The organism is Acidiphilium sp. AL, assembly GCF_025499445.1.
GTDB lineage: Bacteria > Pseudomonadota > Alphaproteobacteria > Acetobacterales > Acetobacteraceae > Acidiphilium > Acidiphilium iwatense.
The window spans coordinates 17,308-28,551 of the sequence record NZ_JAIMBZ010000042.1; the positions used below are offsets into that span (position 1 = coordinate 17,308).

The following is an 11,244-nucleotide window of genomic DNA, read 5'->3' on the forward strand; positions in this document are numbered from 1 at the left end:
GCAATTAAACTGGAGTCAGAAAACCGATGCCCGGTTCGATCGCACCCGGCGCGTTTTGGCTGTCCGGCAGGCGCTGGTGCCGGTGCGGCGCGATTGTCGGCGCCATTCTCGTCCTTTGCGGCTTTGGAGGCATCGCTGCCGCCGGAGCCAGGCTACCCCAGGATTGCGTCGCGGCGGCCCAGGCGGCGACGGCGCGAACCGGGCTACCGAATGGCTTGCTGGAGGCGATCGGGAACGTCGAGAGCGGACGGATGAGCGGGGCAGCCGGCTTGGCCACGCCCTCGCCCTACGCGGTCGATGCCGATGGTGCCGGCCATTGGTTCGGCAATGAAGCCGAGGCGGCGGATTTCGTGCGTAAAGCCTTGGCGTCGGGAGCGCGGGCGGTGGATGTCGGCTGTTTTCAGATCGATCTCGAAGACCATCCCGATGCGTTCGGGTCGGTGCGCGCCGCCTTCGACCCTGCCGCCAATGCGGATTACGCAGCGCGATTTCTCGTCAGGCTGCACGCGCGGCTCGGTTCCTGGAAGGCGGCGATCGGCGCCTATCATTCGGCGACGCCCACGCTGAGCACCCCCTATGCCCGGCTGGTGCGCGCGGCCTGGCATGGCGGCAGCACCCCAGCGCCGGCCGATCCTTATGTGATCCGGCTCGTCGTGGCGCGCGGCGCCCTGCCGAAAATCGTCACCCCGTAATCGGCAAGGTCAGATCATCAAAGTACGGCGCAGAAGCTCGACATCCTCGGCGAAACCGGGATCGGCGCCGATCAACTGGTTCACCTTGGCGACCGCGTGCATCACGGTGGTGTGGTCGCGGTTGCCGAATTTGCGGCCGATCTCCGGCAGGCTGCGGCTGGTGAGCTGCTTGGCGAGATACATCGCGATCTGCCGGGGCCGCGCGATGTTGCGGGCGCGCCGGGCCGACGACATTTCGCTGACCCGGATATTGTAGTGTTCCGCGACGCGTTTCTGGATTTCCTCGATCGTGATCTTGCGGTCATAGGCGCGCAGCACGTCGTGCAGCACCTCATGCGCGGTTTCCAGCGTGACCGGCCGCTCGAACAGATGAGCGTGGGCAACCAGCCGGTTCAACGCGCCCTCCAGCTCACGCACATTGGAGGTGATCTTCTGGGCGAGGAACTCCATCACCCGGCCCGGCACCGGAACGCCGGCGCGGGCGGCCTTCGCCTCGAGAATCGCAAGCCGAAGCTCGTAGGTGGTGGCGTGGACATCGGCGACCATGCCGCAGCCGAGCCGGGTGCGCAGCCGGTCCTCGATACCGGACAGGTCGGACGGCGATTTGTCGGCCGAGACGATGATCTGCTTGCCGGCATCGACGAGCGCGTTGAAGGTGTGGAAAAATTCCTCCTGGGTGCCGTCCTTGCCGATCAGGAATTGCAGATCGTCGATCATCAATACATCGACGCTGCGCAGCTCGTTCTTGAATTCGATGGTCGATTGCCGGCGCAGTGCGCTGATGAAGCGGTGCATGAATTTTTCCGCCGACATATAGGCGACCACCACATCGCGGCCCTCGCGATGCGACAGCTCCCAGGCGATGGCGTGCATCAGATGGGTCTTGCCGAGCCCGACTCCGCCGTAGAGGAATAACGGGTTGAAGCCGGGCGCCGCATGGCCGTCGGCCACGCGACGGGCGCAGGCATAGGCGAATTCATTGGGCTTGCCCACCACGAAGGTTTCGAAGGTGAAGCGCGGATCAAGCGGGGCGGCGGTTTCCGAACGATCCTCGGCATCGCGCCTTGCGGTGGTTTTGCCATGGGCCAGGACCGGCAAGGGTTCCGCAAGATCGGGCGCGGCGCTCGCATTGCCGGCGGGCCGGGTACGGATATCGACCCGGCGCACCGATTTGTTTTCGGATTGCCAGAGCACCGTCAGCAGCGCGCCATATTCCTTGTTGACCCAGTCGCGCAGAAAACGGGTCGGCAGCATCACGGTCACTTCATCGCCGTCGAGCCCGTGCAGCACCGCCTGGCGGAGCCAGTGACGATATTCGACCTCGCCAATTTCATCCTGCAGGCGCGCCCGTACCCGCGCCCACTGGCGCGTCAGCAGGTCGCCATCCGTGCCATCGGGAAGGACGCTCGCCGGCATGGCGGCCTCGGTTGCCTGATCCTGCAAAACCTGGGCTTCCAATCGCATCGCCTCCCTCATTCTGCCGCAATCCCCGTCCGCCCGGCCAAACTGTTCCGTGGCGCAGTCCTATCGCACTCTACAACCAATGGTTGAAATATCTCGATAAAGCTACACGCCAAGAGCTTGGTTTGCCGATCGAAGCACCTAGGTTAGGCCAAATCCGGGGCGGCGCGCAAGCCGGATATGTTCCGAAAAATCAAGAAAAATCATTGAACTTTTCAAATCCCTTCATGAAATCAGGCGATTGATCGCTTCTTTTCAAGCGGGAAAAGATCGCGTTACCGCAAGTCGCGTTTGGTTGCAAAGCAACAACACCGCAACACGGTAAAGTGTTGCGGGATCAATCCGTTGTCGCAAAAACCGTGAAAAATCCTGAAGCTTAAACTTCAGGAACCGCGTGCGCCGCCACCGGCTTTACTGGCCAAATGACCATGCTGTGGCGGCTTAGGGGCAATCAGGCGGCGAGCGCCTTGACCCGCGCCGACAGGCGCGAGAGCTTCCGGGACACCGTATTGGCCTTCAGAACGCCCTTGGTCACGGCCCGCTGCAGTTCCGGCTGGGCGGCGACGAAGGCCGCGACGGCATTGGCATGATCGCCGCCCGAAATCGCCTCTTCGACCTTGCGGACAAAGCTGTGAACGCGCGAGCGGCGCGCCTTGTTGCGGGCGGTGCGGCGCTCGGTCTGACGAATGCGCTTCTGCGCGGAGGCGATGTTGGCCATAATGTGTTGCTTATCTCTTCAGGTCGTTGGCAATAGCTAAACCAGGGCTCGGCTGGTTGTTCCGAGACCCGGTCTTTTTCGGGGCCGTCCTTATCGCCCGGTGCGGTTTCCGTCAAGCCGGCCGGCTACGGGTGGATCGGCGGAAAGCTGCGGACCAGGCTGCCGCACACCAATTGCCATCCATTCACCAGGACGAAAAAAATCAACTTGAACGGCAGGGAAACCGTGGTCGGCGGCAGCATCATCATGCCGAGGCTCATCAGGATCGACGACACCACCAGATCGATGACCATGAACGGCAGATAGATCATGAAGCCCATTTCGAAGCCCCTGCGCAGTTCGCCCACGACGAAGCCCGGCACAAGGACGCGCCAGGGAACGTGCAGCATGTCGGCGGGTGGCTTGATATGGGCGATCGCGAGAAACAGTCTGATATCCGAGGCGCGGACATTGTCGGCGAGAAAGGCGCGGAACGGCGCCGCCGCATGACGCAACCCGTCAATCGTGCCGACGGTTCCCTGGCTCATCGGCAACAATCCGGCGTGCCAGGCCTGTTCGAAGACGGGCTGCATGACGAAATAGGTCAGGAACAGCGCGAGCCCGATCAGCACCGTGTTGGGCGGGATCGTCTGCGTGCCCAGAGCGGTGCGCAGAATGCCAAGCACGATGATGATGCGGGTGAACGCGGTCAGCATGACCAGGAGACTCGGCGCGAGCGCGATCACGCCGATCATGACGACGAGTTGAACCAGCTTCGCCGTTTCGGGCGCGCCGCCGTGGCCGAGATCGAGCGTGACCGACTGTGCATGCGCCGCAGCGGGTGCGCCGGCGACAAGCAGCAACAAGGTGATCGTGGCGCTCGCCCGGCCGAAAACCGTCATGGTGCGTGCCTCCCACCGGACGCCGGAAGGATCAGCAACTGGTCCGACCCGCCGCCGCTCAGAACGGCGAAGCGGAATCCGCCCAGTTCAACGACCGACAGGGTCCGGGCCCGGTCGATCCGGCATGATTGCCGCGCCCTGGATGGAACGGCGCCTTGAAGGTTTTGGCCCAAGCGACGCGGCAGATCGAACCGCCGTGCCGCGGCAGCGAGCCCTAGAAGCAAGACGATCACCAGGATCAAGGCGCCGGCCACGGAACCCAGCATCGGCAGGCCGATCATGGTCTTGCGCCCGCGCCGGCGCGACAAATCGGCGGGCGGCGAAAGGTAGATTGTCGATTCGGTACCATGGCCGCATGAGAACGCAGATTGATTAATATTTCGTTTCCACATCGCGTTTTTGCCGCAGAAAATTAAAATGGCGCGGCCGATACCATTCATCATTTGTTAAGCATTCTCCGGCATGATCGCGTCATCGTTCCGAGGGTGCCATGATCGCAGATTTGCTAGGGCTTGCCGTAACACGCGTCGCGTATCTCGATCAGTCCCAGAGGCTGTACGCGCGGGATGTCGCCAATCTCGATACGCCGGGTTTCATGCCGAAAACCGCTGTTCCATTCTCCGTCCTTCTGCGCGGCGGCGGTGTTTTGCCGCTCATGACCACGCATGCCGACGATCTGAATGCTACGCCGGCGGGCGGCACAATCGCGACGGCGGCCCGGATTGCCGCCCGTGCGCCGGACGGCAATGCGGTTTCGCTCAGCCAGCAGCTCGTCGCGATCGCGCGGACCCAAATATCGCAGCAATACGCCGTCAATATCTACAAATCCTATCTCGGCATGTTTCGCACCGCCTTGGGCAACACGCTTTAGCAAAGAGGGCAAAATGAATTTCGGCACGACTCTCGCAATTTCCGCGTCCGGCCTGTCGGCTCAGAGCGCACGGCTGCAGGTGATCGCGGAAAATCTCGCGAATGCCGCAAGCACCGGTGGGGCGCCCGGCAGCAATCCCTATCGGCGGCAGACCATCACCTTCGGCGACCGGTTCGACCGGACGTTGAAGACGCAGCTCGTCTCGGTCGACCAGATTGGGCACGATCGGAGCCCGTTTCCGGTCAAATACGATCCGTCCAACCCGGCGGCAAACGCGCAGGGCTACGTCAAGCTGCCCAATGTCAACAGTTTCGTGGAATTGATGGACATGCAGCAGGCGCAACGATCCTATGACGCCAATCTGTCGGTGATGAACGCAACGCGCGGCATGCTGACGCGCACGCTGAGTCTGATCTGATGTTCGGCATTTCCGCATCGGCGCTGCATCCCGCCTCGGCCGCCGCCACTTACGATCATGTCGCCTCCGGCGCCGGAACCGCTGGAAGCGGCTTCGCCGGCTTTCTGACCCATGCCATCGGCACGGCGGTCGATCAAAGTGCATCGGCAGAGATAGCGGCGCGAAACGGGCTTCAAGGCCAGGGCGATCTGACCGGAATCGTCACCTCGGTGGCGCAGGCCCAACTCGCCTTGCAAACCACCGTGGCAATTCGCGACCGGCTGATCCAGGCATACCAGTCGATCATGAATATGCCGATCTGATCCGAAGCGAAGCGATGCCTTGCCAGAACGAGCCCCCATGACCGATCCGTCGATTGCCGTGATGCTTCATGAGGCGTTGTATCTTGCCGCCCGTTTGGCCGGGCCGCCGCTGATCGCATCGCTCGCGACCGGGCTTGTCATCTCGCTTTTGCAGGCGGTTACCCAGATCAACGAGGCGAGCCTGGTCTTTCTGCCGAAGGTTGCCGCAATCGTCGGGGTGATCCTGGTGATGGGCGGGTTCATGCAAAGCGCCTTGCTGCAATTCGCCCATGCGTTGTTCACCTCGATGATCGGGGTCGGAAGGTCATGACGGGACCGGGCGTCGCCGATATGATGTTCGGTGCGCTGCTGGTTTTCATTCGCATCGGCGGTGCCGTCATGCTGCTGCCCGGTTTCGCGGATGCCACCGTCCCGCCGACCATCCGAATCGGGCTGGCGCTCACCCTCACAATCATCATCGCGCCGCTCGTCGGCGGGACGCTGCCGCATATCCCGGCGGCACCGATCATTCTCGCGGCGACCCTGGCGAAGGAGGCGGTGATCGGATTGACGCTCGGCTGGCTGACCCAAACCATCGTGGTCGCCCTGCCCGTGGCGGGGCAAATCATTTCCTATCAGATCGGGCTCGCAAGCGTGTTGCTACCGAGCACTGAAATGGGGGCTAGCAACACCTTGATTTCGACCGGGCTGAGCGTCGGGTTGCCCGCGCTCATGCTCGGCACCGGACTGTTCGTCGCCCCGCTGCTCGGATTGCTCAATTCGTTTCATTGGCTGCCGCCCGGCATCGCGAGCGGAGCGGCACACGCCCTTGATTATGGCAGTGTCCTGCGCGGGATTGTCGCCTGCGTCGCGGATGAATTCCTCCTTGCCATCCAACTCGCGGCTCCGTTTCTGGTCGTGGGGCTGATCTGGCAGGTGGGCATCGGTTTCATGGCCAAGGCGGCGCCGCAATTGCAGGTGTTCTTCGTGGCCTCGCCGCTGCAGATCCTTGGCGGGCTGATTCTTCTCGGCGCTGCCCTGATTCCGATGATCGAGGTCTGGAGCCACGTGACCGACCGGTTGCTGACCAACGGTTTCAGCCTATGACCGGACCGGGCCGATAAACCATGGCCGAACCGGAAAGCCGCACCGAAGCCGCGACGCCGACGCGACTGGTCAAGGCGCACAACGATGGCGAAGCACCGATATCGCGCGAGGTCTCCACAATGGCGGGGCTTGGCGCGGCCCTGCTGGTTCTTGGATCGCTTCTGCCTGCTGCGGCGCTGCGATTATCCAGAATTTTCTCTGGCATTCTGAGCCATGCCGGTTCGGTGGGAGAACCCGGCCCGACGATCAGATTGGCGTTTCACGCTGCCCTCACGATCGTTCTCCCGATCGCTGGCGCGGCGACCCTGGGAACGTTGTTCGCCACCTTGGTTCAGACTAGGTTTCGGCTTCGAATCACCGCCATCACCCTGCGGTTCAATCGCCTGATCCCGTTGGGTGGCCTTTCGTCTTTATTCAGTGCCCAGCACGCGATTGAAACGTTGCAGTCGGTCGGCAAGCTTTGCGGTCTCGGCGCTGCGATTTACCTTGTGCTCATTGTTCATGCCGGCCACGTCATCGATGCGCTGGTGCTGCCTGTGCCGGCCCTTCCCGCGATGATTTTGCGTCTGGCCGTTGCCGTCGTCATTGCCGCCATGGTCACACATGGGGCGATCGCCGCCGCCGATTTCGTCTGGACGCGTACTCAATTCGCGATCCGGCTGCGCATGTCTCACGCCGAGGTCAAGGATGAGCAGAAAGAGCTCGACGGCAACCCCGCGATCAAGGCCCGACTCCGCGCGTTGCGGGCACGCCGCACGAAACAGACGATGAAGGCGGCGATGGGGCGCGCGAGCGTCGTCGTCACCAATCCGACCCATTACGCCGTGGCTCTCGAATACCGGCAGGGCCAAGCGGAGGCGCCGAAAATCGTCGCCAAGGGGGCAGATCGGCTGGCCGGATATATCCGCGAACTGGCCCGCGACAACCGGATACCGATCGTCGCGAATCCGCCTCTCGCACGTGCTCTATTCCGCCTGGATGTCGAGTCCGAAATCGCGCCGGAACACTATAAGGCCGTCGCGGAAATCATCGCCTATATCTGGAAACTCGCCGATGTCGAGCGGCAGCGAGCCTATTCGTGATGCCTGTGTGCGTTGATTTCCAGGAGCGCCAGCAACGCAGAAGCGCGTTCGGCCTCGGTCGGCGCTTCGAGCAAGGCCTGTTTTTCCACCGGACTGAATGGGCAGGCCATGCACAAGGTGATGACCAGAGCCTGGTCCGAAATCGCCTCGATGGCGTCCCAGTTGGCATCCACGCCGGTCGCGTGGAAATAGCGTCGAAGCGATGCCATCAATCGCGACCGGGACACCGTTCGATCGGCCATCCCCTCGCCGCCTGCCGCTACCACCAGGTCATGGCGGAATTCCGACACATCGCCATGAGCGCGGCGATAACCGCGCCGCATCTCGGCCTCTTCGACGACGCAAAATCGGATCAGACCCGTGAGAGTAATCAGGTAACGGCCGTCATCGGTTTCGCTGAATGCAGAAATCCGTCCGAGACAACCGATACGATATAAATTCGGCCCCACCGGGCCCTCGGGCCGTTGCGGATCGGGCTGGATCATCCCGAAAACCCGACCCGCGCCGAGGGCGTCGTCAACCATGGCGAGATAGCGCGGTTCGAAAATGTTCAGCGGCAACCGGCCGCCTGGCAATAGCAAGGCGCCGGTCAAGGGGAAAACCGGGAAGATTTCCGGGAGTCCCTCGATCCGTGCGGCAGCCCCTGTCATGCCAGGCTCGACGGTCAACTGAACAGAAAGGCCGACAATTTCCGGCGTGCCGTCATGGTGTCGGGATCGTCGAACCCCCAAGCCTCGAAGAATTTCAAAAGTTGAAGCCGCGCGGCGTCGTCATTCCAGCTCCGATCCCGGCGCATGATTTCGAGCAGGGCATCGGCCGCCGCCTGACGTTCGCCGACCGAATTCAGCGCATTTGCGAGAGCATAGCGCGCCTCATGGTCGTTCGGATCGGCCGCGAGCTTGGTTTCGAGCGTATTCCTTGCACTGGCGGCCTCGCGTCCTTCGCGGGCCACGGCGATCGCGGCGCGGGCACCGACGATGTCCGCATGATCAGCCAGTTTGGTGGGAACATCCGCGAGTATTGCCTCGGCCTGCGCATCGTCGCCCAGGGCAAGCAATGCGCGCGCCAGGCCGGCCCAGGCTTCCGGACGCTCCGGGTCCTCGTTCAGGGCGGCGCCGAACAATTCCGCCGCCTGGGCGGAGTCGTTCGCATCGAGCGCCTTGCGCGCGTCGGCGATCAGATCGGCCGACGGCGCGGACAATCCGGCGAGTTTGAGCAACGCCTCGATGAAGCGGCGGATTTCGCTTTCAGGCAGCGCGCCCTGGAACAGATCGGCGATCTGGCCCTGCCAGAACGCGGCCACGGTGGGCACCGACTGCAGGGGCAAGCCGAGGCCAGCGAGCTGCTGCACCAGGGCCTTGTTCTGGTCGATGTCGATTTTGACCAGCTTCACGCGCCCGCCAGCCGCGCGGACCGCCTTCTCGAGCGCGGGTGTCAAGGTCTTGCACGGTCCGCACCAGGTCGCCCAGAAATCCACCAGAACCGGCCGTTCACGGGACGCATCGACCACGTCCTTCATGAAGTTGGCCTGATTTCCCTCGACGATCATGGTGTCATCCGCCGTGGTTTGGCCGGAGGATGCGGTTTTCGGTCCCAATGGATGATCCATGGCAAGCAATCCGTTCATTTGATGGTTTACATGATGGCTCGCTGCCGAGGCGCAAGCCGTGGCGAGCAATCGGGCTGTCATGGCCTCGTTGCAAGCGGATTACGGGATCGTCCGGTGGCTTGCAATCGCCATCGAAGCTGGGTATCAGCGTGCTCGCCGAGCGGGCGTAGCTCAGGGGTAGAGCACAACCTTGCCAAGGTTGGGGTCGAGGGTTCGAATCCCTTCGCCCGCTCCAAGTTTTCCTTAGGAAAATTAGAGCGTTATGACAGGGCCGCCGCAAGGCGGCCCTTCGCTTTCGGCGCTTACATTTCTTGGTCTGAAAAAATGTAAGCACTATGTAAGCAGTTGAGGGAAAACGCGGGGCGGTTCCAGCGTGTTTGGGCGGGCATCCTCACCCTGTCGTGCTCCTAACCGCCTGCGCCTGTGGGCGCAGCGTCATGCCGGCAGCCTTGAATTAGCCCCGCTCGCTATTAAGATATATGGCGATATGCTTTAATAGCGGCAAAGCTAATTAAAGGATCGCGTGTGACGAACGGAGAGAATCAAAGGCTCGGGACCTATGTCGAAACGAGCGCGGGAGGCGAGCGCGTGCGCGCCTATGTGCCTGCCCCGCTGCCGCCGAATCCGCCGCTCGAACTCGGACGGTTCATGCAGGTCTACGAACGCGCCATTGCCGCGGTCGGGCGCCTCGATGGCGTGACGACGATCCTGCCCTCGACGCCTTTGTTCCTCTACATGTACGTCCGCAAGGAAGCCCTGCTGTCCTCTCAGATCGAGGGGACGCAATCCTCGCTGTCGGATCTGCTGCTGTTCGAAAATCATGAAGCGCCGACGGTCGAACTCGACGACGTGACCGAGGTCTCGAACTACGTTGCGGCGATCGAGCATGGCGTCTCCCGGATGCGGGGCGGATTTCCCCTCTCGCTCCGGCTGATCCGCGAAATGCACGCGATCCTGCTCAAGTCGGAACGAGGCGCCGCGAAGCAACCGGGCGAGTTCCGCCGCTCGCAGAACTGGATCGGCGGAACCCGGCCCGGCAACGCGCTGTTCGTGCCGCCGCCGCCGAACCGGCTGGACGAATGCCTCGATGCGCTCGAGCGCTTCCTGCACAGCGAGGATGCGGCGCTGCCCCCGCTCATCCGGGCGGGCCTGGCCCACGTCCAGTTCGAGACGATCCACCCTTTTCTCGACGGCAACGGGCGCCTGGGCCGGCTGCTCATCACGCTGATCCTGTGCGAGGCGGAGGTGCTGCGCGAGCCGATCCTCTATCTCAGCCTGTTCCTGAAATCCCGGCGCGACGACTATTACCGGCTCCTGCAGGAGGTCCGCCAGGCTGGGACGTGGGAGACCTGGATAGAGTTCTTCCTGACCGGCGTCGCGGAGACCGCTGAACAAGCCTCCGCGACCGCACGCGATCTGATCGCCATGTTCGAGGCTCACCGACAGCAGATCGCCGGCCTCGGCCGCGCGGCCCCATCCGCGCTCCGAGTCCACGAATTGATGCAAGCCAGCCCGATCGTCACCATCCAAACTGTCTCCGAGAAACTCGCCGTCTCTTTCCCGACCGCCAGCACGGCGCTGGAAAACCTCGCCAAGATCAACGTCGTGCGCGAGACCACGGGACGGCAACGCGGCCGGATTTACGCCTATTCGGACTATCTGGCCTTGCTCGATCGCGGCACCGATCCATTGCCGGCCTGACGCGCCGGGGGAAATCGAAACCAAGCGCAACGTATATCGTCAGATGGAGGCGACTAGGGCGGGGAGGCAAAGTTTATAGGAGGCGTCGGTGGGTATGCAGGCCGACGATGTGAATGGCGTGGATATAGAGCTTCGTGATTTGCGTTTGGCAGTCGTAACGTCACAACACCGCAGTCTGCGACAGGCGGCGGAAGCTCTAAACATACGCCAATCGACCTTGAGCCGCCGGCTGCACGAGATCGAGCGCCAGCTTGGTGTGGTGTTGTTCGAAAGGACGAATGGCGGCACTCGTGAACCGCGCCGGGAATCCTGGAGGCTCCAACTCTTGAGTAGGATGGAGCAATGGAAAAGCGGAAGACATCGAACAGATATTCACCTGAGGTCCGCGAACGCGCGGTGCGGATGGTGCTGGAGCATGGCAAG

The 11,244-nt window shown here is 62.6% G+C and carries 15 protein-coding genes and 1 tRNA gene; 10 read left to right on the forward strand and 6 right to left on the reverse strand.

The window, feature by feature from the left end:
* Nucleotides 1–26 precede the first annotated feature (26 nt).
* Nucleotides 27–692 (forward strand): transglycosylase SLT domain-containing protein, encoded by a 666-nt coding sequence (locus AiwAL_RS16725; protein ID WP_235704624.1) that lies wholly within the window; start codon nucleotides 27–29, stop codon nucleotides 690–692.
* Nucleotides 693–701: 9 nt separating this feature from the next.
* On the opposite strand, the gene dnaA is transcribed toward AiwAL_RS16725, so the two are convergent.
* From dnaA to AiwAL_RS16745, 4 genes are all read right to left on the reverse strand, one after another.
* A complete protein-coding gene (gene dnaA, locus AiwAL_RS16730) occupies nucleotides 702–2,108 on the reverse strand; it encodes a chromosomal replication initiator protein DnaA (RefSeq protein WP_235704648.1) in 1,407 nt (468 codons plus the stop codon).
* A 496-nt stretch (nucleotides 2,109–2,604) separates the two neighbouring features.
* Complete coding sequence (gene rpsT / locus AiwAL_RS16735; protein WP_235704622.1) at nucleotides 2,605–2,871, reverse strand: 30S ribosomal protein S20; 267 nt, start codon at nucleotides 2,869–2,871, stop codon at nucleotides 2,605–2,607.
* A 125-nt stretch (nucleotides 2,872–2,996) separates the two neighbouring features.
* On the reverse strand, nucleotides 2,997–3,752 hold the full coding sequence (gene fliP / locus AiwAL_RS16740; RefSeq protein ID WP_235704621.1) for a flagellar type III secretion system pore protein FliP: 756 nt from the start codon (nucleotides 3,750–3,752) through the stop codon (nucleotides 2,997–2,999).
* Complete coding sequence (locus AiwAL_RS16745) at nucleotides 3,749–4,033, reverse strand: hypothetical protein (protein ID WP_262313109.1); 285 nt, start codon at nucleotides 4,031–4,033, stop codon at nucleotides 3,749–3,751. Before AiwAL_RS16745 ends, fliP begins: the two co-directional genes overlap by 4 nt.
* 209 nt (nucleotides 4,034–4,242) lie before the next feature.
* On the opposite strand from AiwAL_RS16745, the gene AiwAL_RS16750 reads away from it, so the two are divergent.
* Genes AiwAL_RS16750 through AiwAL_RS16775 form a run of 6 tightly spaced genes read left to right on the forward strand, consistent with a single transcriptional unit; the run spans nucleotide 4,243 to nucleotide 7,511 of the window.
* A complete protein-coding gene (locus AiwAL_RS16750; protein ID WP_235704619.1) occupies nucleotides 4,243–4,623 on the forward strand; it encodes a flagellar basal body protein in 381 nt (126 codons plus the stop codon).
* Between the two features lie 13 nt (nucleotides 4,624–4,636).
* Nucleotides 4,637–5,041: a flagellar basal body rod protein FlgC gene (gene flgC, locus AiwAL_RS16755; protein WP_235704618.1), complete on the forward strand. Its 405-nt coding sequence runs from the start codon at nucleotides 4,637–4,639 to the stop codon at nucleotides 5,039–5,041.
* On the forward strand, nucleotides 5,041–5,343 hold the full coding sequence (locus AiwAL_RS16760; RefSeq protein WP_235704617.1) for a flagellar hook-basal body complex protein FliE: 303 nt from the start codon (nucleotides 5,041–5,043) through the stop codon (nucleotides 5,341–5,343). Before flgC ends, AiwAL_RS16760 begins: the two co-directional genes overlap by 1 nt.
* Before the next feature lie 37 nt (nucleotides 5,344–5,380).
* A complete protein-coding gene (locus AiwAL_RS16765) occupies nucleotides 5,381–5,653 on the forward strand; it encodes a flagellar biosynthetic protein FliQ (protein WP_235704616.1) in 273 nt (90 codons plus the stop codon).
* Complete coding sequence (locus AiwAL_RS16770) at nucleotides 5,650–6,429, forward strand: flagellar biosynthetic protein FliR (protein WP_235704615.1); 780 nt, start codon at nucleotides 5,650–5,652, stop codon at nucleotides 6,427–6,429. Before AiwAL_RS16765 ends, AiwAL_RS16770 begins: the two co-directional genes overlap by 4 nt.
* Before the next feature lie 20 nt (nucleotides 6,430–6,449).
* Nucleotides 6,450–7,511, forward strand: a complete 1,062-nt coding sequence (locus AiwAL_RS16775; RefSeq protein WP_235704614.1) for a flagellar biosynthesis protein FlhB — start codon at nucleotides 6,450–6,452, stop codon at nucleotides 7,509–7,511.
* On the opposite strand, the gene AiwAL_RS16780 is transcribed toward AiwAL_RS16775, so the two are convergent.
* Both AiwAL_RS16780 and AiwAL_RS16785 read right to left on the reverse strand, forming a co-directional pair.
* Nucleotides 7,502–8,161 carry an LON peptidase substrate-binding domain-containing protein gene (locus AiwAL_RS16780; protein ID WP_235704647.1) on the reverse strand — a complete coding sequence of 220 codons (660 nt, stop codon included), beginning with the start codon at nucleotides 8,159–8,161 and terminating at the stop codon, nucleotides 7,502–7,504. The genes AiwAL_RS16775 and AiwAL_RS16780 overlap by 10 nt on opposite strands.
* 14 nt (nucleotides 8,162–8,175) lie before the next feature.
* Nucleotides 8,176–9,120, reverse strand: a complete 945-nt coding sequence (locus AiwAL_RS16785; RefSeq protein WP_235704613.1) for a tetratricopeptide repeat protein — start codon at nucleotides 9,118–9,120, stop codon at nucleotides 8,176–8,178.
* Nucleotides 9,121–9,280: 160 nt separating this feature from the next.
* Between AiwAL_RS16785 and AiwAL_RS16790 the strand changes: the two genes are divergently transcribed.
* From AiwAL_RS16790 to AiwAL_RS16800, 3 genes are all read left to right on the forward strand, one after another.
* Nucleotides 9,281–9,355: transfer RNA gene (locus AiwAL_RS16790), tRNA-Gly, on the forward strand.
* A 290-nt stretch (nucleotides 9,356–9,645) separates the two neighbouring features.
* Nucleotides 9,646–10,821 (forward strand): Fic family protein, encoded by a 1,176-nt coding sequence (locus tag AiwAL_RS16795; RefSeq protein ID WP_262313110.1) that lies wholly within the window; start codon nucleotides 9,646–9,648, stop codon nucleotides 10,819–10,821.
* A gap of 94 nt (nucleotides 10,822–10,915) precedes the next feature.
* A partial coding sequence (locus AiwAL_RS16800; RefSeq protein ID WP_262313111.1) for a LysR family transcriptional regulator occupies nucleotides 10,916–11,244 on the forward strand: 329 nt, incomplete at its 3' end.